The organism is Bradyrhizobium sp. Kon56 (assembly GCF_055807635.1).
Map to the genome: position 1 here is coordinate 13434 of NZ_JBVVOU010000038.1, position 20724 is coordinate 34157.

Annotated in this window: 19 protein-coding genes; 5 read left to right on the forward strand and 14 right to left on the reverse strand. The window is 64.4% G+C overall.

From position 1 onward, the window contains the following. Positions 1 to 8 precede the first annotated feature (8 nt). The 3 genes from AC0L3B_RS34145 to AC0L3B_RS34155 all read left to right on the forward strand — a co-directional run bounded on the left by AC0L3B_RS34145 (position 9) and on the right by AC0L3B_RS34155 (position 5876). Positions 9 to 1214 (forward strand): efflux RND transporter periplasmic adaptor subunit, encoded by a 1206-nt coding sequence (locus AC0L3B_RS34145; protein ID WP_473381865.1) that lies wholly within the window; start codon positions 9 to 11, stop codon positions 1212 to 1214. After that, the gene (locus AC0L3B_RS34150) at positions 1211 to 4375 is read left to right on the forward strand and encodes an efflux RND transporter permease subunit (protein WP_018455972.1); all 3165 of its coding nucleotides are present in this window, start codon (positions 1211 to 1213) and stop codon (positions 4373 to 4375) included. Before AC0L3B_RS34145 ends, AC0L3B_RS34150 begins: the two co-directional genes overlap by 4 nt. Positions 4376 to 4682: 307 nt before the next feature. Next, complete coding sequence (locus AC0L3B_RS34155) at positions 4683 to 5876, forward strand: ABC transporter substrate-binding protein (RefSeq protein ID WP_473381872.1); 1194 nt, start codon at positions 4683 to 4685, stop codon at positions 5874 to 5876. Positions 5877 to 6037: 161 nt separating this feature from the next. Here the strand turns inward: AC0L3B_RS34155 and AC0L3B_RS34160 are convergent, their stop codons facing one another. The 4 genes from AC0L3B_RS34160 to AC0L3B_RS34175 are packed head-to-tail and all read right to left on the reverse strand — an operon-like array spanning position 6038 to position 10636. Next, the gene (locus AC0L3B_RS34160; protein ID WP_018455974.1) at positions 6038 to 6424 is read right to left on the reverse strand and encodes an MAPEG family protein; all 387 of its coding nucleotides are present in this window, start codon (positions 6422 to 6424) and stop codon (positions 6038 to 6040) included. Between the two features lie 27 nt (positions 6425 to 6451). After that, positions 6452 to 7534: a lipocalin-like domain-containing protein gene (locus AC0L3B_RS34165; RefSeq protein ID WP_085349633.1), complete on the reverse strand. Its 1083-nt coding sequence runs from the start codon at positions 7532 to 7534 to the stop codon at positions 6452 to 6454. Continuing rightward, positions 7524 to 9986, reverse strand: a complete 2463-nt coding sequence (locus AC0L3B_RS34170; RefSeq protein WP_473381877.1) for an ABC transporter permease — start codon at positions 9984 to 9986, stop codon at positions 7524 to 7526. Before AC0L3B_RS34170 ends, AC0L3B_RS34165 begins: the two co-directional genes overlap by 11 nt. Continuing rightward, a complete protein-coding gene (locus tag AC0L3B_RS34175; RefSeq protein WP_473381881.1) occupies positions 9983 to 10636 on the reverse strand; it encodes an ABC transporter ATP-binding protein in 654 nt (217 codons plus the stop codon). The genes AC0L3B_RS34170 and AC0L3B_RS34175 overlap by 4 nt, the downstream gene beginning before the upstream one ends. A gap of 145 nt (positions 10637 to 10781) precedes the next feature. Here AC0L3B_RS34175 and AC0L3B_RS34180 point away from each other — a divergent pair, with 145 nt between their 5' ends. Next, positions 10782 to 12140, forward strand: coding sequence for an MFS transporter (locus AC0L3B_RS34180; protein ID WP_085349635.1), 1359 nt, complete (start codon positions 10782 to 10784; stop codon positions 12138 to 12140). A 77-nt stretch (positions 12141 to 12217) separates the two neighbouring features. Here AC0L3B_RS34180 and AC0L3B_RS34185 read toward each other — a convergent pair whose 3' ends face one another. From AC0L3B_RS34185 to soxX, 10 genes are all read right to left on the reverse strand, one after another. Then, complete coding sequence (locus AC0L3B_RS34185; RefSeq protein WP_473381885.1) at positions 12218 to 13426, reverse strand: MFS transporter; 1209 nt, start codon at positions 13424 to 13426, stop codon at positions 12218 to 12220. A gap of 131 nt (positions 13427 to 13557) precedes the next feature. Beyond that, a complete protein-coding gene (locus AC0L3B_RS34190) occupies positions 13558 to 13731 on the reverse strand; it encodes a hypothetical protein (protein WP_018455980.1) in 174 nt (57 codons plus the stop codon). A gap of 76 nt (positions 13732 to 13807) precedes the next feature. Further along, positions 13808 to 14845 (reverse strand): MBL fold metallo-hydrolase, encoded by a 1038-nt coding sequence (locus AC0L3B_RS34195; RefSeq protein WP_018455981.1) that lies wholly within the window; start codon positions 14843 to 14845, stop codon positions 13808 to 13810. A gap of 272 nt (positions 14846 to 15117) precedes the next feature. Next, positions 15118 to 15576: a DsrE family protein gene (locus tag AC0L3B_RS34200; RefSeq protein ID WP_473381890.1), complete on the reverse strand. Its 459-nt coding sequence runs from the start codon at positions 15574 to 15576 to the stop codon at positions 15118 to 15120. Next, on the reverse strand, positions 15573 to 17324 hold the full coding sequence (soxB, locus tag AC0L3B_RS34205) for a thiosulfohydrolase SoxB (RefSeq protein WP_018455983.1): 1752 nt from the start codon (positions 17322 to 17324) through the stop codon (positions 15573 to 15575). The genes AC0L3B_RS34200 and soxB overlap by 4 nt, the downstream gene beginning before the upstream one ends. Positions 17325 to 17379: 55 nt before the next feature. After that, positions 17380 to 17697 (reverse strand): hypothetical protein, encoded by a 318-nt coding sequence (locus AC0L3B_RS34210; RefSeq protein WP_018455984.1) that lies wholly within the window; start codon positions 17695 to 17697, stop codon positions 17380 to 17382. Then, positions 17694 to 18557 (reverse strand): sulfur oxidation c-type cytochrome SoxA, encoded by an 864-nt coding sequence (gene soxA, locus AC0L3B_RS34215; RefSeq protein ID WP_085385505.1) that lies wholly within the window; start codon positions 18555 to 18557, stop codon positions 17694 to 17696. Before soxA ends, AC0L3B_RS34210 begins: the two co-directional genes overlap by 4 nt. Continuing rightward, positions 18557 to 18868, reverse strand: coding sequence for a thiosulfate oxidation carrier complex protein SoxZ (soxZ, locus tag AC0L3B_RS34220; protein WP_018455986.1), 312 nt, complete (start codon positions 18866 to 18868; stop codon positions 18557 to 18559). Before soxZ ends, soxA begins: the two co-directional genes overlap by 1 nt. A 15-nt stretch (positions 18869 to 18883) precedes the next feature. Continuing rightward, complete coding sequence (gene soxY / locus AC0L3B_RS34225) at positions 18884 to 19375, reverse strand: thiosulfate oxidation carrier protein SoxY (RefSeq protein WP_018455987.1); 492 nt, start codon at positions 19373 to 19375, stop codon at positions 18884 to 18886. 38 nt (positions 19376 to 19413) lie between these two features. Further along, complete coding sequence (gene soxX / locus AC0L3B_RS34230) at positions 19414 to 19767, reverse strand: sulfur oxidation c-type cytochrome SoxX (protein WP_018455988.1); 354 nt, start codon at positions 19765 to 19767, stop codon at positions 19414 to 19416. Between the two features lie 258 nt (positions 19768 to 20025). Here soxX and AC0L3B_RS34235 point away from each other — a divergent pair, with 258 nt between their 5' ends. After that, positions 20026 to 20697, forward strand: coding sequence for a DUF938 domain-containing protein (locus tag AC0L3B_RS34235; protein WP_473381897.1), 672 nt, complete (start codon positions 20026 to 20028; stop codon positions 20695 to 20697). The last annotated feature ends 27 nt before the right edge of the window (positions 20698 to 20724 follow it).

Below are 20724 nucleotides of genomic sequence, written 5' to 3' on the forward strand. Positions count from 1 at the left end.
GACCTGGGATGACTGGACCGGACGGAAGCGAGCAATTTGTCAAAACGCACGATTTCGTTTCGCCTCGGCCTTACGCCATCGTCGGCCTTCTCGCCGCGGCGTTCGTGCTCACCGGTTGCGGCCAGCCGGCCTCGCAAGCGAGCGCTCCCCCGCCGGCGCCGGTAACCGTCGCCCAGCCGGTCAAGCGCATCGTCACCGATTGGGACGAGTTCACCGGCCGCTTCGAGGCGATGGAGGAGGTGCAGGTCCGCCCGCGCGTCGGCGGGTTCGTCAACTCTGTCGAATTCCAGGATGGCGCCATCGTGCGTCAGGGCGATCTGCTCTATGTCATCGACCCACGTCCGTTCGAGGCGGTGGCCACGCAGGCGGAGGGGCAGCTTTCCGATGCGCGTGCCAAGGTGGAGCTTGCAAAGCGGGAGCTCGATCGCGGTTTGAGCCTGGTGCAGACCAGCGCCGTCTCCGAGCAGGTGGTCGATCAGCGCCGTCAGGCCTTGCAGGCCGCGCACGCTGCCGAAACACAGGCCGAGGGTGCGCTCAAAGTCGCCAAGCTCAATATCGAATTCACGCATGTGACGGCGCCGCTGACCGGCCGCGTCAGCCGCCACCTTGTCAGCCCTGGCAATCTCGTGCAGGGCAGCGATACCGGAACGTCGACGCTGCTCACCTCGATCGTGACGCTCGACCCGATCTATATCTATTTCGACATGGATGAGGCGACCTTCATCAAATACAGCAAGCTGTGGTTCGAAGGCCGCCGCCCGAGTTCGCGCGATACGGCGAACCCGGTGCAGGTGACGCTCGCCGGCGAGACGAAACCATCCCGTGAAGGCAGCATCAATTTCCTCGACAACCGCCTCGATGTCTCCACCGGCACGCTGCGCAGCCGCGCCGTGGTCAAGAACACCGATCTTTCGATCCTGCCCGGTCAGTTCGGGCGTATCAGACTGATCGGCAGCGCGCCCTATGAAGCGCTGCTGATCCCCGACGTCGCGGTCGCAACCGACCAGTCGCGCAAGATCGTGTTCGTGGTCAAGCCGGACGACACCGTCGAGGCGCGTCCCGTGACGCTCGGACCGCTCGACGAGGGCCTGCGCGTGATCCGCGAGGGATTGAAGGCGGACGACCGCGTCATCGTCAACGGCATCCAGCGCGCCCGCGTCGGTGCCAAGGTCGCACCGCAGACGGCACCAGCGCCCGCCGGTGGCAAATCATGAATCTTGGCCGTCTCTCCATCAACCAGCCCATCCTGGCGATGGTGCTGTCGATCGTGCTGCTGATCGTCGGCGCGCTGGCCTATACCACGCTGCCGGTCTCCGAATATCCGCAAGTGGTGCCGCCGACCGTCGTCGTCACCACGCAATATCCCGGCGCCTCCGCGCAGACCGTGTCCGACACGGTTGCCGCACCCATCGAGCAGGAGATCAACGGCGTCGAGGACATGCTGTATCTCTACAGCCAGGCGACCTCGAACGGCCAGCTCACCATCACCGTCACCTTCAAGCTCGGCACCGATCTCGACAAAGCCCAGGTGCTGGTGCAGAACCGCGTCGCGATCGCGCAGCCGCGTTTGCCTGAAGAGGTTCAGCGCAACGGCGTCACCACGCGCAAGAACTCGCCCGACATCCTGATGGTCGTGTTCATGCTGTCGCCCGACGACACGTTCGACCAGCTCTACATCTCCAACTATGCGCTGCTCCAGGTCCGCGATCAGCTGCTGCGGATCGACGGCGTCGGCGACATCCAGATCTTCGGCGCGCGCGATTATTCGATGCGGCTATGGCTCGATCCTGACCGAATCGCCAATCTCGGCCTGACCGCAACCGAGGTGCTCGCCGCGATCCGCGCGCAGAACGTGCAGATCGCGGGCGGCCAGATCGCCGAACCGCCGATCGCCGACCGCGCCTTCCAGCCGAACCTCACCTTCACCGGGCGATTGAAAGACCAGAAGCAGTTCGAGGACATCCTGATCAAGGCCGGCTCCGACGGCCGCACGGTGCGCCTGCGCGACGTCGCCCGTATCGAGCTTGGTGCTCTCGCCTACTCCACCAACAGCTTCCTGCTGCGCAAATCGGCGGTCGCCATGCTGGTGACGCAGCGGCCGGGATCGAACGCGCTCGCGACCGCGAAGAACATTTCGGACACCATGACGAAGCTGAAGGAGACCTTTCCGAAAGGCCTCGACTTCAATATCGGCTACAACCCGACCGAGTTCATCGCGCAGTCCGTCCACGAGCTGATCAAGACCATCTACGAGGCCATGTTGCTCGTGGTCGTCGTCGTGCTGGTGTTCCTGCAGGGATGGCGTCCCGCGATCATTCCGATCATCGCGATTCCGGTTTCGCTGGTCGGCACCTTCGCGGTGATGGCGGCGCTCGGCTTCTCGATCAACAATCTCACGCTGTTCGGGCTCGTTCTCGCCGTCGGTATCGTGGTCGACGACGCCATCGTGGTGGTCGAGAATGTCGAGCGGCATCTCGAGCATGGCATGAGCCGGCGCGATGCCGCGCTGAAGACCATGGAGGAGGTCGGCGGCGCATTGGTGTCGATCGCGCTGGTGCTGTGCGCGGTGTTCGTCCCGACCGCATTTCTGGGCGGAATTTCGGGTCAGTTCTTCCAGCAATTCGCCGTCACCATTGCGGTCGCGACCGCAATCTCCTGCTTCTGCTCGTTGACGCTATCGCCGGCGCTGGCCTCGCTTCTCCTCGTCCCCCACGAGGAGAAACGGCCGCCCGCGCGCTGGAATCTTGTTGCACGCGGCTGGAACGCTTTCACTGGCGTGTTTAACCGCGTGTTCGACCGTCTCGCGCATGGCTACGCCGGCCTCGCCAATTTCGTGATCCGGCATTCGGCGGTGATGATCCTGATCTACGTCGTGCTGATCGGCAGCGCCGGCTGGCTGATCGCCACCACGTCGCAAGGCTTTATTCCGGCGCAGGACCGCGGCTACGTCATCATCTCCGTGCAATTGCCGGGCGCCGCTTCGCTGGCGCGCACCACCGAGGTCGTGCGCGAGATCGAGCGGATCGCGCTGGATACGCCGGGTATCATCCGCGTGGCCGCTTTCGCCGGCTTCTCCGGCGCGACGCGGACGCAGGCCGGCAACGCGGCGGCGCTCTTCCCAGTGTTCGACGAGCCCGAGGCGCGGATCAAGAAAGGATTGTCTGCGAACGCCATCACGGTCGAGCTGCGCAAACGCCTGGCCGCGATTCAGGGTGCCTTCATCATCGTGATTCCGCCGCCGGCCGTGCCCGGCATCGGCACCGGTGGCGGCTTCACCATCCGCATCCAGGACCGCCAGGGCCGTGGGCCGGAGATGCTCGCCGCGGCTACTGACGAGCTTGTCGCCGCGGCGCGCAAATCGCCCTCGCTGCTCGCTCCCTCCGTGTTCTCGCCGTTCTCGGCCAATACGCCGCAGCTCTTCGTCGACATCGACCGCACCAAGGCGCAGAAGCTCGGCGTTCCCATCGCCGGCATCAACGACACGATCCAGACCTATTTCGGATCGACCTATGTCAACGACTTCAACCTGTTCGGCCGCACCTACCACGTCACCGCGCAGGCCGACTTCCCGTTCCGGAAAGAGCCGAGCGATCTCTCGCGGTTGCGCACGCGCAACGCCTCCGGCGACATGGTGATGCTCGGCAGCGTGGTCGAGTTCAAGGACGTTTCCGGCCCTGACCGCGTCGCGCGCTACAATCTTTACGCGGCCTCCGAGCTGCAGGGCGAGCCGGCGCCGGGCACCAGCTCGACCACCGCGCTCAACGCGATCAAGAAGCTCGCCGACGACACACTCCCGAGCGGCTTCAGCTTCGAGTGGACCGATCTGTCCTACCAGCAGATCACGGGCGGCAATGCGGGTCTCTACGTATTCCCGATCTGCGTGCTGTTCGTCTATCTGGTGCTCGCCGCGCAATACGGCAGCTGGACCCTGCCGTTCGCGGTGATCCTGATCGTGCCGATGTGCCTGTTGGCGGCCACCATCGGCGTGCGCATCATGGGGCAGGACGTCAACATCCTCACCCAGATCGGTTTCGTCGTGCTGGTGGGGCTGGCGGCAAAGAACGCGATCCTGATCGTCGAGTTCGCGCGCGACATCGAGAAAGAAGGCAAGCCGCGGCTGGAGGCCGTGATCGACGCCTGCCGCCTACGCCTGCGGCCGATCCTGATGACGTCCTTCGCCTTCATCCTCGGCGTCTTGCCGCTGGTGATCTCGTCCGGCTCGGGCTCGGAGATGCGGCAAGCCGTCGGCGTCGCCGTGTTCTTCGGCATGATCGGTGTCACCCTGTTTGGGCTTCTGTTCACGCCGATCTTCTATGTGGTGGTGCGGAACCTGGCCGAGGGGAAGAACGAGGGGAAGCCGAAGGCGGTGGGCTGATAAGTACCAAATGGCGCGCCACCGACCCTTCAATATTCACGCTGTCGTCCCGGCGAAGGCCGGGGACCCATAACCCTCGAACGTGGTTTAGTGAAGATTCGTCGTTCGGTACTCCTACCGACCGCAACCGAGGGATTCCGCGGTATGGGTCCCGGCCCCCGTGCGCAATTGCGCACTAGGCCGGGACGACGCCGTTTGCTTGGCACGCCCTTCATACTAACGACCAACATGCAATGGATGGGCACCGCCGGGGTTCTTCACTAGTATCCGCGCGATTTCAAAACAGAAAACTGCTGGGAGCTAACAGATGAAATCAGCACTTTTGGCCGCTGACGCATTTTCGGCTTTGCTGCTGGCCGCGCCGGCCTCTGCGCAAGGCGTCAAGATCGGCATCCTCAACGACCAGTCCGGCGTCTACGCCGATTACGGCGGCAAATGGTCGGTCGAGGCCGCCCGGATGGCGATCGAGGATTTCGGCGGCGAGGTGCTGGGCCAGAAGGTGGAGCTCGTCACCGCCGACCACCAGAACAAGCCGGATCTCGCGACCTCGATCGCGCGCCGCTGGTACGATGTCGAGAACGTCGACATGATCACGGAGCTGACGACCTCATCGGTCGCGCTCGCGATCCACGAGCTTTCCAAGGAAAAGAAGAAGATCGACATCGTCGTCGGCGCTGCGACCTCGCGCCTCACCGGCGATGCCTGCCAGCCCTATGGCTTCCACTGGGCTTATGACACCCGCGCGCTCGGTGTCGGCACCGGCGGCTCGCTGACCAAGGCCGGCGGCGACAGCTGGTTCTTCCTCACCGCGGACTACGCCTTCGGCTACGCGCTGGAGAAGGACACCAGCGAGATCGTCACCGCCAATGGCGGCAAGGTGCTCGGTTCGGTGCGCGTGCCGCTCAACTCCTCGGACTTCTCCTCCTTCCTGCTCCAGGCGCAGAGCTCGAAGGCGAAGATCGTCGGCCTTGCCAATGCCGGCCTCGACACCACCAATTCGATCAAGCAGGCGTCCGAGTTCGGCATCGTCTCCGGTGGCCAGAAGCTCGCGGGCCTCTTGATGACGCTCGCCGAAGTGAACGGCCTCGGCTTGCAGGCCGCGCAAGGCCTGGTGCTGACCGAGGGCTATTACTGGGATATCAACGACCGCACGCGCCATCTCGGCGAACGCTTTCTCAAGCGCACCGGCCGGATGCCGAACATGATCCAGGCCGGCACCTATTCGGCGACGCTGAGCTATCTCAAGGCGGTCAAGGCCGCCGGGTCCAAGGATCCGGATGCGGTCGCCAAGAAGCTGAAGGAGCTGCCGGTCGACGACGACTTCGCGCAAGGCGGCAAGGTGCTCGAGAACGGCCGCATGGTCCACGACATGTATCTGTTCGAGGTCAAGAAGCCCGCGGAATCGAAGAAGCCCTGGGACTATTACAAGCAGCTCGCGGTCGTTCCCGGCGAGAAGGCGTTCTTCACTGCCAAGGAGAGCGGCTGCCCGCTGACGAAGTGAGGATCTCTATGTCGTCCTGGCGAAAGCCAGGACCCATTACCCCGACAGCCGCTTGTTGAAACAAGCTGTCGCCGCCATCGTGCCCATAACCGTGTCCTGTGGTTATGGGTCCAGGCCTCCGCCAGGACGACGGCGGGGCAAGTGGCCGTATGTCGGCTGCCTCACACCAGCCGCAGCACCGCCGCTCCCAGCGCCCCCGCCCACAGCGCAATGGCCGCGATACCCTGAATAAAAAATCCCGGGCCGCGTTTTGCGGCGGCCTTCGAATAGCCGATGAAGTAAACGATGCGGCCGACGATCCAGACCGCGCCGATCGCCGCTGCGCCAGAATCGCTGATGTAAATCGCGAAAAGCCAGAGCGACGGCAGGAAGATCGGCATCCATTCCAGCGTGTTCATCTGGATCCGGAACGCGCGCTCGAAATCCGGATGGCCCGACATTGCCGGCACCTTGACGCCGGTTTTGGTGCGCGAGCGCGACACGTTGATGGAGGTGAAGAAGTAGAACAGGATCGCCAGCAGCGTGACGAGGGCGGTGAGGTGATGCATCGCTAGTCCCTTCGAAGAGGTCCCGGTTCAATACCCGGTCAGCTCGAGATAGCCAACGCCGTCATGCGTACCGGCAAAGCTGATCGGCCCTTCCCAATAGGAAAAACCGGTCCCCATCCACGCCTGTGGATTGAGCGGCTTGCACTGGATCGAGAACGACCGCGAGGGGATCGCGATCTGCCATTCCACCGGGAGCTTGTGTCCCGCGACCTCAGCCGTCGCTTTCGGCATCATCTGGATGTCGTCGCCCGCGATCATCTGCGTCTCGCCCGTCGCGCTGATCCAGTTGCCGAACGGATAATCTTTGCCGTCCTTCTGCCGAAGCCGGTACAGCATCAGCTTGTCACCGGATGACAGGTGCAGCGACAGCCAGTCCCAGCCGGTCTGGTCGGCGTCGAGCGGCTGGCTGCTCCATTCGCGGTCCATCCAGGCCTGGCCGGAAACATCGACGGGCCTGTCGTCGATGGTGAGCGTGCCGCGGGCGCGATAGAACGGCTGGCTGTAATAATAGGAGGCCTGACCGCGCTCCGATTTACGGCTGTAGCCGCCGGCGCCCTGCAACACCACCGGACGATCGGCCTCGAGCGTCAGCACGTAACTGAAGTCGGCGCCCGAGGCCTTCAGCGTCAGCGGCGCTAAAGCGCGATCTTCGGTGCGCTCGGATCCGTTCATCTCCCAATCGTCGATCCAGGCCGAGAACGGTTTCGCCGTGACGCCGGCCTGTCCCACACCACCGCGGGAAAACAGCTCGTTGAAGCGGTGGGTGTCGGCGCGCGTTACCGCGGCATGCGCCATCCACACCTGTTGATTGGCCCAGCCCTCGCCCTGCGGCCCCGGCTGCGTCGCCTGCCGGAACAGCGTCCATTGCAGGCCGCAAGCCGCGCCGCTGCCATCGACGAGATTCGCCGTGAGATACCACCACTCGATGCGAAACTCCGGATGCGGCCCGTGATCGCCGGGAAAGGCGAACGTCTTCCCCGGTGTGACCTTCGCAAAGCCGTCGGCCGTTTCGCCGAGCCCGGCATAACCTTGCGCGCCCGCGCGGCTGACAGCCGCGAGCGCGGCGATCCCGCCCGCGAAGGTGCGCCGGGAGATCCTGTCAGCGCTCATTGGCAAACACCTTGACGAGGCCCGCCGGCTGCATCCGGGCCAGTCGGATCATCGGCGGCAGCGCGGCAAGCAACGAGGCGAACAGCGCGATCGCGACCAGTTCGACCAGTTGCAGCGGAAACACGTGGAACGGCAGCCGCCAGCCGAACGCCTTCACGTTCACGATCGCGATCAGGCACCACGCCACCAGCAGCCCGAGCGGCACGGCCAGGAGCGAGGTGAACAGCGCGATCGACAGCGTCTTGGTCAATTCGATCGCGGCAAGGCGCGGCCGCGTGATGCCGATCGCCCAGAGCGGCGCGAGCTGCGGCAGGCGGGAGTTCGCCAACGTGAGAAGGCTGGTCAGAAGCGCGATCCCGGCGACGCCGAGCGTGAACGCGTTCAGCGCCGAAGTCACCGCAAAGGTGCGGTTGAAGATGCGGATCGATTCCGCCTTCACCGTCGCCTGGTCGGCGACGCTGCGGTCGTCGAGGGCAAATTGCTTCTGCAGCGCCGTGATCAGGCTGGGGATATTCTCCTTCGCGACGATGAGACCGATGCGCGTCTGCGGCGTCTGCGGAAAATGCCGGATTAGCGCCGCGACATTCACCGCCAGCTGTCCCTTGGGGTTGCCGTAGTCGGCATAGATGCCGACGATGTCGAGCTCCCAGGTCCCGCCCGGCGCCGGGACGTCAACGACGTCGCCGACGCGGACGTTGAGGCGGCGGCTCAGCTGCTCGCTGATGAAAGCGGCATTGCCGGGTATGAGTTGTGTCCAGGCACCGGGTGCGGCTTCGAGCAGCGGCCAGCGCTCGCGATAGAGCGCGTGATCGGGCAGGCCGAGCAGTTCCACCGGCTGGCCCTGCACCTGCGCCTCGGCACGTCCGCCCGACAGGATCGCCTGGACATCGCTGCGCTCCTTCAGCCAGTTGCGGATCGCGACGCCTTTCGCATTGTCGGAGGCGCTGATGTAGACGTCGGCTGCGAGCCGCCCGTTGAGCCAGCCGATGAAGGTGCGGCTGAACGTTTCCACCATGGTGGACACCCCGACATTGACGGCGAGCGCGAGCAGCAGCGCCATCAGCGCCAGCGACAAACCCGAGAGCTGCTGCCGACTGTCCGCCCAGAACCACAGCGCGAGCGGCCTCCGCGCCAAACGCTGCCCGGTCCGCAGGATGATGTCGAGGAAGGCCGGCAAGATCAACGCCGCGCCGAGCATCAGCGCTGCCAGCACGCCAAAGCCCGCGATCAGCGATTGCCCGTACTGGAGCAGCAACAGCGCGACGGCGAACACGGCGCAGGCAGCCCCGCTCTGCAGGATCAGCCAACGGCTCTGCCTCTGTTGCCAGGCGCGCGGCTGCGCGGTCGCCAGCACCGGCATCCTGACAGCCTTGATCAGGCTGGTCGTCGCGGCAACAAGCGCGCCCACAATGCTGATGCCGATCCCGGCGAGCCACCATTCGGGACGCAAGCTGAGCTGCCCCGGGATTTGCGCGCCGTAGAGCCCTCGCAGGGATGCTGCGACGTCGGGCAAGAGCGCGGCCGCAATGAAATAGCCGCACGCGAGCCCGATCAGGCCTGCGACCAGCGACAGCGCCAGGAGCTCGACCACCAGCACGGTGTTGACCAGTCGTGCCGAGGCACCGCAGGCCCGCAGCGTGCGCAGCATCGGCAGCCGCTGCTCGAAGGCGAGGCCGACGGCTGAATTGACGATGAAAAGACCGACGAAGAACGACAGCAGGCCGAACGCGGTGAGGTTGAGGTGAAAGCTGTCGGTGAGACGCTCCAGCTCGGTCTCCGCATCCGGCTCAACCCGCTGTAAGCGGTCGCCGACGACGCTCGCTAAGGGCGCGGGCTTGCCCTTGGGCTTGCCGATCAGAAGCCGCGAGATCTGGTCCGGCTTGTTCAGCAGCCGCTGCGCAACGCCGATATCGACCACGAGCACGTCGGGCACGAGCTGCGGCAGCACGCGCAGCGGCGGCAGTATTGCGCCGTTGCTGATCGGCGGCGCTGCGCCTTCCCGCTCCTGCAAGTCGGTCAACGTTTCCTTTGCCACCAGCGTCTGGCCCGGCGGCGCGACGAAGCTGCTCAGATCGGCGGCGCCGAGGCGCGGTGCGTTGCCGACATCGACCGGTAGCGTCACCGGCTCGATGCCGAGCAGCCGGACCGAGCGCCCGTTGACCTGGACCCGTCCCTCCAGCATCGGCGAGACCGGCCAGCCGGCGCGGCGCAGCTTGACGAACAGCTCCTGCGGAAAGGTCGCGGCATCAGGCGCGACCAGCATCGGCGTGCGCGCGCCGCCGAAGGTTGCCGCGGCGCGGTCATAGGCGTTGCGGGCCTGCTGGTTGATCGCCTGCACGCCGCTCCACAGCGCGGTCGCCGCGATCAGCCCGATCAGGAGCGTCGCGAACTGCATCTTGTGGCGCCGCCAATGGCTGAGCAGCACGGCGAGGACCCAGAGCGCGCGCCTCATGCGATCCGCCCGGCATGCAGGTTGACGTGGCGATCGAGTGTCGCGGCCAGATGCAGGCTGTGCGTCACCATCAGAAAGCCGCAGCCGGTGCGCGTGACGAGGTCGCGCGTCAAGGCCAGCACGTCCTCGGCGGTGGCCTCGTCGAGATTGCCGGTCGGCTCGTCCGCTAGCAGCAACGACGGCTTCGTCGCTAGGGCCCGGCCAATCGCGACCCGTTGCTGCTGTCCGCCCGACAATTGTTCTGGATAACGCTTGAGCAGGCCGCCAAGCCCGAGACGCTCGATCAGCTCCTTGTACCAAGCCTCGTCGTACCGGCCGGCGATCCGTGCCTGAAACACCAGATTATCCCCGACCGACAGACTCGGGATCAGATTGTATTGTTGAAACACCAGGCCGATCCGGTCGCGCCGCAGGCCCGCGCGTCCCGCATCGGACAATTTGGTGACCTCCGTGTCTTCCAGTCGGATCGTGCCGCCATCGGCGGCATCGAGCCCTGCGATCAGGTGCAGCAGTGTGCTCTTGCCGCTGCCGGACTCGCCGGTCAGTGCGACGCGTTCGCCGGCCTTGAGATCGAGATCGACGCCGCGCAGGACATGGACCGGCTCACCGGCCGAAGAGAACGTCTTGGAGAGGTTTCGGATGCTCAGCACGATGAATGGCGCCGGACGGAATTAGCGGAATTGCTGCGTAGCACACTTGCTGCGGAAATGCCGGGTTGCGTTGGTATTGAAGCCGTTGTTAGCTCCTAAGAGGACCACATCAAAAAAGTGCCAAAAAGGGACGACGGGGAGAACGATGAGCGCTCAGGCAACGCAGCCCGCGGCGGGCAAGATGACGGGGATGTCCAAGGAAACGTCGAAGGAAACGCAAAAGCAAACGCCAAAGGGCGCCTGGACCGTTACATTTCTCCTGTTTCTTTTCATGCTGGTGAACTTCGCCGACAAGATCGTCGTCGGTCTCGCGGGCGTTCCGATCATGACCGAGCTGAAGCTCGAGCCCGAGCAGTTCGGTCTGCTCGGCTCGTCGTTCTTCTTCCTGTTCTCGATCTCGGCGATCGTGGTCGGCTTCATCGTCAACAAGGTACCGACCCGCTGGGTGCTGTTGACGCTCGCGGTGATCTGGGCGCTGACGCAGTTTCCGATGGTCGGCACCGTCTCTTTCACCACACTCCTGATTTGCCGCATCGTGCTCGGCGCCGGCGAAGGCCCGGCGGCCTCGGTGGCGATGCACGCGATCTACAAGTGGTTCCCCGACGAGAAGCGCACGATGCCGACCGCAATCCTGTCGCAGGGTTCGGCCTTCGGCGTGATCCTGGCGGTCCCGGCGCTGAACTGGATCATCGTCAACCATTCCTGGCACTACGCGTTCGGTGCCCTCGGAATCGTCGGCCTGATCTGGGTCGCCGCCTGGCTCGCACTCGGCAAGGAAGGCCCGCTGGACACCCACGCATCGGCCGTGATCGAACCGAAAATACCCTATCTCCAGCTTCTGACATCGCGCACTTTCATCGGCTGTGTGACCGCGACCTTCGGCGCCTATTGGGCGCTGTCGCTCGGGCTCACCTGGTTCACGCCCTTCATCGTCAAGGGCCTCGGCTTCTCGCAGTCTCAGGCGGGCTTCGTCTCGATCCTGCCCTGGGTGTTCGGGGCGACCATCGTCATTCTCACGGGCTGGATCTCGCAGGTGATGCTGGCACGCGGCTACACGTCGCGGATCTCCCGCGGCGTGCTCGGCTCTGTGCCGCTGATCGTCGGCGGCCTGATCCTCGCGATGATGCCGCACGTCCAAGGTGCCGGCCTCCAGATCGCCCTGCTCGTGGTCGGCTCCGGCCTGTGCGGCGCGATCTACGTCGTCTGCCCGCCCATGCTCGGCGAGTTCACGCCGACGTCGCAGCGCGGCGCGGTTCTCGCGATCTACGGTGCGCTCTATACGCTTTCCGGCATCATCGCGCCGCTCGTGATGGGCAGCGTAATCCAGCGCGCCGGCAGCATGCTCGACGGCTACATGACCGGCTTCACCATCAACGCCGCGATCATGGTCGGCTCCGGTGCGCTCGGGCTGCTCCTGCTCTGGCCCAACACGGAAAAGGCCAGGCTGACCGGTGGAGCTGCTCCGCAGGCAGCGCCGCTGAAGAGCGCGGTGTCGCCGACGTAAGGGACGGGCTCCGCCAAACCCAATTACAATCGTCGTTCTGGCCTGGCGCCCAATTGCGCTTCAGGCCGGGACCACGACTAGGTTTGCGGCCGCCGCTTCCGCTCCGTGAACGGCGACAGCACCACCGTCGCGACCATGAAGATCACGGATGCGCCGAACACCCAATGCGGCGCGCTCTGGTCCATAATCCAGCCGAACAACAGCGGGCTGACGATGCCGCCGAGATTGAAGCCGGTGGAGACGATGCCGAAGGCGCGCCCCGCCGCGCCGGGAGGTGCTGCATTGCGCACCAGCATGTCGCGCGAAGGCGCGATCACGCCGGAGAGGAATCCCGCGGCCGCCATCGTGGCGGTCAGCGCCCAGCCCGGCAGCGTGACCAGCGCGATCAGCAGCACGATCGCCGCGTTCGCGGCGAAGCCGGCGGCGGCGACATAGCCGTGGCGCTCGGTGTGGTCGGCAAGAAAGCCGCCCGCGAGCACGCCGGCGGCGCTTGCACCGAGGAAGGCGGTGAGCGCGACATTGGCCGCGGAATAGGTGACGCCATAGCCACTCATCAGCGCCACCACGCCGAAATTGTTGATGCCGGCGACCGACAGGCTGAGCAGCATGAACAGTGCCGTCAGCGTGATCAGCGCCGGCGTGATCACGGCCTGTTTGGGTGCGTTCTCGGTGCCTGGCTTGGTCTTGTGCGCGCCGGCATCGGGAATGTTCATGGTCACCAGCAACACCGCGACCAGCACGCCGATCACGCCCGATGCGATCAGCGCACCGACACCGCCTGACACGATGACCATCGCGGCGACGATCGCCGGCGCCACCGCGCCGCCGAAATAGCCGGCAAAGGTATGGATCGAGAAGGCGCGGCCCATCCGCGCTTCGTCCATGTGCTCGGCGAGGATGGCGTAATCGGCGGGATGGTAGACGCTGTTGGCGAGCCCGAGCAGCACGGCGCAGGCGATCAGCGAGGTGTAGCTGAGATGCAGGCCAAGCAGGATCAGCGCGAGGCCGCCGAGGGTGAGGCCGCCCAGCAAAATCTTTCGCGCGCCAAAATGGTCGACGAGATAGCCGGTCGGCGCCTGCGTCAGCCCCGACACCACGGCCGACACGGTCAGCGCGAAGCCGAGCTCGACGTAGCCGACGCCGAGTTGATTTTTGAGGAAGGGAAACAGCATCGGCAGGACCAGCAGATGAAAATGGCTGACCCAATGCGCGATCGAAATTCCCGTCAGCGTGCGTAGCGCGCTGTCCGCCTTGCCTTGCTGCGGTGCGGCGAGAACGTCGACCATTGCAGTTCCTTTTCACGTCCTTTGGAGACGCGCAAACTATCGGGCAGAGCGGTTATTTGTCCATGAACGCAGGCGCATGGCAGTAGCGCGGGGCAGGACGACAGTTGAGAGCGTGGCAAGAGACGAGCCCCTCAAAACGGCTCGTCGTCCGGCCCGTAGCGGTCGCGCTTTGGTGTCGCGATGTCGCCGTCTTCGTAATCATCGTCTTCGGTGTCGCGCGGAGGCTGAGGCTTCTTCGCCTTGTCTTTTGCTGGCGCGTCGTCCGCAATTTTGGGCGGCGCGCTCGGCTTGCCGATCTTGGCCATGGCTGGTCCCGGACAGTGATGCTGCGCCCAAACCTATCCGGAAGATATGTGCAGTTCCTGACTTATCTCAAGGCGGTCAGTGCACCACCGGCCCGCCGGCCTTCTTCCAGGCATCGATGCCGCCGGCGATGTGGGCGGTGTTGGTGAGCCCGGCCTCCTTGGCGGCGGCGACAGCCATCGCAGAGCGTTCGCCGAAGGCGCAGAAGAACACGACGCGGCGACCGGTGGCGGCCGCGACCTCGCGCAGCATGCCGCCGGGCTTGAGGCTGTCCTCAACGGACGGATAGGGTGTATGCAGCGCGCCTTCGAGCATGCCGTGCTTCATCCGCTCATTGGTCTCGCGCAAATCGACCAGCAGGATATCGGGACGGCCGAGGCTGCGGATCGCCTCGACGGCGCGGAGCACGCGGCCCTCTTTCTCCAGCTCCTCCTGGTGCAGGCCGACATGCATGTTGGCGGGCACCGCGACGTCCATCATCTTCGGATTGGGCAGCTTCAGATTGGCCATCAGCTCGATATAGTCGTCGACCGAGCGCACCTGGAGCCGCGGATTGTAGCGTTTCTCCTCGCCGATGGTGGAGACGGTGTCGCCCTTGTAGTCATGCGCCGGGAACACCATGGTCTCGTCGGGCAGCTTGAGCAGGCGGTTGAAGATCGAATCGTACTGCGCGCGCGACGAACCGTTCTGGAAATCGGTGCGGCCGGTGCCGCGGATCAGCAGCGTGTCGCCGGTGAAGACGCGGTCGCCCATCAAGTAGGAGTAGGAGTCGTCGGTGTGGCCGGGCGTGTACATCACGTCGAGCGACAGGCCCTCGATCGTCACCTTGTCGCCGTCGGCAACCCGCATCGCCACCACGTCGGCCTTGGTCTGGTCGCCCATCACGGTCATGCAATGGGTGCGGTCGCGCAGCTCGCCGAGGCCGGTGACGTGGTCGGCGTGCAGATGGGTGTCCACGGCCTTGACCAGCTTGAGATCGAGCTCGCGCAGGAGCTGGCAGTAGCGGTCGACCTTCTCCAGCACGGGATCGAGGATCAGCGCCTCGCCGCCGGCGCGGCTCGCCAGGAGATAGCTGTAGGTGCCCGAAACACTGTCGAAGAGCTGGCGGAAGATCATGGCAAGACCCGGCGTGAACTACCCCGAGATTCTACTACATTTCGGGCTTACAAGAGAAGCAATTCACTGTGTAAGCAAGAAAATTTGGAAGATTTTTATTCCTGTGACGGGCGGGGTGGGCGTCACCTAGCCACCGCTGTCATTCCCCGCGAAGGCGGGGAATCCAGTACGCCGCGCCCTCCCGTACCCCTCGCGGTCTCGGAGTACTGGATCGCCCGCCTTCGCCGGCGATGACACCGAGTATGCCGCGACGCTGCGCCCCGACAAAAGGCTCAGGGCCTCACCACCGTGTATCCGTTCTCGCTGAGGAACAGGATCTGCCAGACCCCGACCTGCACCGGCGTAGCGGCAGGGATGAACTCCGGCCGCTTGCCGGTCTCCCGCTCGATCGTGTCGACAGTGTTGAGGCAGATGTCGAAGCGTACGCCTTGCGCGATCAGGCTCTCGACCTGCTTGCGGCGCTCGCTGCCGGTGAACAGGAGGTCGATGCCGGGACCGAACGCCACCACCTCGATTGCGACCTTGTCGGGGTCGTAGGCCTTCAGCAAATTGTTGGCGACGCTGAGCACCAGAGCTTGCCTCCTGGCATCGCCATCGGAGAGCTGCAGCACGATCTTGTGCTCGGCGAACGGCTTGTCCTGGAGCGGCACCTGCTGCGCGAAAGCCGGTGGCATCGCCGCCCAGGCGAACAGCGCCAGCAGCATCGCGGATAGGGTTTGCGACCGCATCATCCCTGTCCTGCGATGCCCGGATTACCCTCGACGCCCTTTAGCGTGACGCCGGAGCCGAGCCGCTCCTGAAACATCCGGCCCGAGCGCAGATATTTTGCCACCACATCCCACACCGGCGCGCCTTGCTGGCCGTTGACCGAGGCCCAGCCCGCGACCTTGTAGCGGTGGCTGGCACTGAGCGCCTTGCCGCCATTGAGCTTCAGCTCCGAGATCCGGCTGCCGATCGTCGCCGTCGGCGTGCAGGTGTAGCTGAGCCCACCGGCGCGCACCATGTCGCCGCCCTGCTGGTAATAGGGATCGGTATTGAAGAGGTTGTCGCAGACGTCTTCCAGCACGTCCTTGATCTCCGCGCCGGTCATCTCCTGCACATAGGTCTCGGGATAGCTGATCGCGGTTTCCGCGAGCAAATCCTCCATCGTCAGTGCCTGGCCGGACAGTCCGGTGACGCCCCAGCGGAAGCCCGGCGACAGCGCGATCTCGGCGTCGAACTCGGTGCGCAGCGCGCTGCAGATCAGCTCGTCGACCGGGCCGGCGAAATTGTCGCGTCGATACAGCAGGCGATCGGGCGTCGCGATCTTCTCCAACCAGTCGGTGACGAAGGGTGCCCGCAACCGGCCGATCAGTTCGGCCATCCCGGGATCGGGTTTCAACAGCTCGGAATAGACCGGCAGCAGATGATATTTGACGTCGCCGACCTTGCCCTTGTCGAGCGCGAGATCGAGCACGGCCAGAAATTTTCCGTTGGAGCCGGCATTGGTGACGAGCGTCGTGCCGCTCGCATTCTTCACGGCGATGGGCTGCGGGATCGCATCATGGGTATGGCCGCCGAGGATGACGTCGATACCGGTGACGCGGCTTGCGAGCTTGAGATCGACGTCCATGCCGTTATGCGACAGCAGGATGACCGCATCGACCTTGTCGGTGCCGCGCAGGCCGTCGACATGCTTCTGGAGCTCTTCCTCGCGGATGCCGAAGGACCAGTCCGGCGTGAACCGTTTGGGATGCGCGATCGGCACGTAAGGGAAGGCTTGGCCGACGATCGCGACGCGATGGCCGCCGAGCTCCTTGATCACGGAGGGCTTGAACACGCGTCCCGTCGCCTTGTCGAAGGCCGGGGCATCATTGAATGCGGCTTCCTCGGTGAGAAAAACGTTCTGCGCCAGAAACTCGCCCCTGAAGCGCGCGAGATTGTCGCGCAGCGCCTGCTCGCCATAGGTGAATTCCCAATGCCCGGTCATCGCCTCGACACCGAGCAGGTTTGCGGCCTCGACCATGTCGCGGCCCTGCATGATGTTGGCAAGTCCCGAGCCTTGCCAGAGGTCGCCGCCGTCAACGAGCACGGAGCGTTTTTCGCCGACATCGCCACGCAAGCGGTCGATCAGCGTCTTCAGATGGGCGAAGCCGCCGAGCTTGCCGAAGCGGCCTGCGGACTTCTCGAACTCGAAGCAGCTGAAGGCATAGGCATCCGCGCTGTCGGGCCTGATGCCGAAACGGTCGAGAAAGGCGCGGCCGACCAGATGCGGCGGCCGTCCCGCCATCTCGCCGATCCCGATATTGACGCTGGGCTCGCGAAAATAGACTGGATTGAGTTGCGCATGCGTGTCGGTGAGGTGAAGGATGCGCGCATTGCCGAACCGTTCGAGGTCGTAAATGCTCGCAGCCTCAGCACCGAGCGCAAGCCGCGGCAGGCTCAGCGATGCGGCAGCAAGGCCTGCATTCTTCAGGAAATCGCGGCGGCGGATCGCCATCCAGAAATTCTCCGCGCCCTCTCACGGTCGCAAGGCTGTTGCACAAGCGAACAGTCTAACGGATTTCCATCGCCTTCCAGGCTTCTTTTTCGGAAATCGCCTGGAAGATCGACGCCTTCGCCAGCGCCTCGGCCTCCCTGGCTGCGGCCACGGCGCGGTCGAAATCGCCGCCATCGGCCGCCTTCTTTGCGGCGGCCAGCGTCGAGACGGTCACGGTCCATTGGTTGCGCATGCCGGCGGCCTCCTTGGAGGCGGCCTCGGCGGCGGCAAAGGCCGCCTTGTAGTCTGCCTCATCTGCCGCGCGCGCCGCCGGCGCGAGCCCGAGGGTAAGCAGCAAGGCAAGCAGCCGGACGAAAGGGAGTGACAGCTTCATGGCCGCGCTCCCGGTCCCGATATCGGCAGGCCGTTGGCGACGTAGGACAGGAAATATTCGACGTCGCGATATTCATCCGCCTGCGGCTCCAGCGGAACCGCGCGGGTCTGGCTGTTGCAGGTGACGAAGCGGCGGCTGGTGGTGCCCATGCCGCTCCATTCGGAGCGGTAGATCGGCATCGCGTTCAGAATGCCAAGCGCCGGCGCCAGGATCTCGGCGCGGATGCGCTCACCCGGGCTCTGCACATGGCAGCTCGCGCAGGAGAAATTCAATTGGCCGCGGCGGGTGTAGAAATAGCGCTTGCCGTTCTCGAATGCCGCGAGCGCGCGAGGATCGTCGGGGATCTTGATGTCCATCGGCTTGCCGCGCGAGGTGAAGGCCATGTACGCCGTGAGCGAGGCCATCTCGTCCTTGACGTAAGAATAGGGCGCCTCGCCATTGGCCTCGCGGCAGCGGTTGAGCGCCAGCTCCAGCGTGACGACCTTGCCTTCCTTCTCGTCGAAATAAGGATAGTTCTGGCGGATGCCGATGCCGCCGTTCGGGAAGCAGTCCGCATAGGTCTTGCCGTTCTTGAACGGGGTGGCGAACATCTCCTTGCCGGCGTCGAGCGCAAACTCGTAGGGCGGGAATTCCTCCTTCTCCTGCCACTGCCGCTTCATGTCCTCGTTCATGGAATAAGGACCGTTGACGAAATCCTCGTGCTTCACATCAGGGAATTTCTGGAAGAAGAAGTTCTGGAACGCCTTGGCATCGGCGATGGGATCGACCTTGTCGGCCGCCACCACGCGTGGAGAGGTGAGGGCCAACGCGACGAGCGCGGCGCTCAACGAACCAAGCAGGATGGAGGTGCGGGCCTTCATCACGAGATCTTCGCAGTGGTCGTGTCCGACGCACCCTTGTTATCCGTCCAGGAGACCTTGAGATCGTCGCCCTTCTTGGCTCCCTTGAAGCTGAACTTGACGTAGGGGTCCTTCGAGACGGCGGTGCCCCAATCGGCAACGAAGACGTCCTTGCCGTTACATTCGAATTTCAGCTGCTGGATGTAATGCGCCGGGATCAGCTCGCCCTTGGCGTCCTTGACGAAGCCGGTATCCATCGGGTGCTGGATCAGCGCCTGCACCTCGGTGATGTCGCCGTTGGTGGTGGCGCGGACGCGAATGCTGGATGCCATCTCGATCTTCCTCGCTTAGCCGCCGCAGCCGCCGACGGTGACCTTGACCTCTTTGGTCGCGCTGTAGAGCTTGCCGTCGGCCTCCACGATCGCGACCACGTTGGTGGTCTTGGCCATCTTCAGCCGGTTGGCGACAGCAGGGATCGTGCCTTCGGGAATCCTGTAGCTGGCGGCCAGCGCGCTGGGATTCTCGGCCACGAAGAATGAAATCGAGGTGACCTTGTCGAGTGTCGTCGTCACCGAGATCGGCACCACACCGCCGTTCTCGGCGATCTCGGGGGCGTCCAGCTTGACCTTGTCGGACGGCTCGGCGGTTTTGCCGTAGAGCGCCTTGATGGCGTCAGCCTCGCTCTTTTGCTTGAACGCCTCTTCCGGATATTTGTCGTTGGCCGCGGCGCGCGCGGGCGCGGCGCCGAACGGCAGATTGCCGAGGCCGAGCAACGCGACCGAGGCTGCGCCCTGAAGGATCAGGCGCCGCGTCGCGCTTGGGCCGGTGAGTGTGGTCATCTCTGGTCTCCCAACCAAATCTCGTGGCATGCCTGAAGTCACAGGGTCTGCAGGAAATCAACGATCGCGCTGATCTCCTGTTCGGTCAAAATCCGGTTCCGGCCGAACGGCGGCATCATGGTCTGCGGATTGCGCTTGGTCTCGTCGAAGATGATCGCGGTCAGTTCGTTGCGATCGGGGTACTTGGCCTTGAGGTCCTTCAGTTCCGGCCCGATCGTTCCCGGCAGGTCGCCACCCCTGATGACATGGCAGGTCAGGCAATTGCCCTTGCCGCGGTCGAAAGCGAGTTTCTGGCCGTCGGCCACAGCGGACTGCGCCCACGCCGGGGTGGCGAGGCCGGCTGCAATGGCCAGCAAGATGAACAGAACGGGCGTCCGGGAAAAGGCGGTCAAGGCGTTATTCCGAGGCGTTATGCGATGGTCTCGATTACGAAATAGAAGCGTTCCAAAGCACAAAGGGCGCCGCCTGACAATCAAGACTATCCACGCGACAAAATGGAGTTAATATCTTCCCGATTGCAACTAAAGAGATTATTTGTTCAGCCGATTTGGTCCGAGAGTTAGGGGCCGTGGCGCGGGCCGGCTGTTTCCTGAGCGGTTGGGCTCTCAACCTGTTTTCATCGCGTTCTCGTTTTTTCAAGGGGACCTCACTTGGCTGAATATGTCGTCGAATTCGGCAGGGATGGCGGTCGGGTCGAGTCGGATGGGCGGCTCGATGCGCCGGCATTTCATCGCAATCACGAGCCGCTCTGGGCGGCACTGGAACGGCATCTCGCCGGCTGCACCGGCAACGTGGTCGAGCTCGGCAGCGGAACCGGCCAGCACGTGGTCTACTTCGCCCGTCAAACGCCCGGCCTGATCTGGTGGCCCAGCGATCTCAACCAGCGCCACCTCAAGAGCATCGAGGCCTGGCGGGTTCATTCAGGCCTCAAAAACATCCGCTCGCCGCTGCGGATCGATCTCACCGATCCGGACTGGTGCCCGGAGATGAAAAGCGGGCAGGGGCCGTCGAGTCTTGCCGCATTGTTCTGCGCCAATGTCATCCACATCGCGCCATGGAGCGTCGCCGAGGGTCTGTTCGCCGGCGCCGGCCGCTATTTGCGGGCCGACGGCAAGCTGTTCCTCTACGGCCCGTTCAAGCGCGGCGGCAAGCACATCGCGCTCAGCAATGCCGTGTTCGACACCTCCCTGCGTGAAGGCAATCCCGACTGGGGCGTGCGTGACATCGCCGATGTCGAGGCGCTTGCCCGCGGCGTTGGTCTTCGCCTTGTCGATACGATGGACATGCCCGCGAACAATCTGACCTTGGTATTCGCGCGATAGGAGGTCGTCATGCCCGGGCTTGTCCCG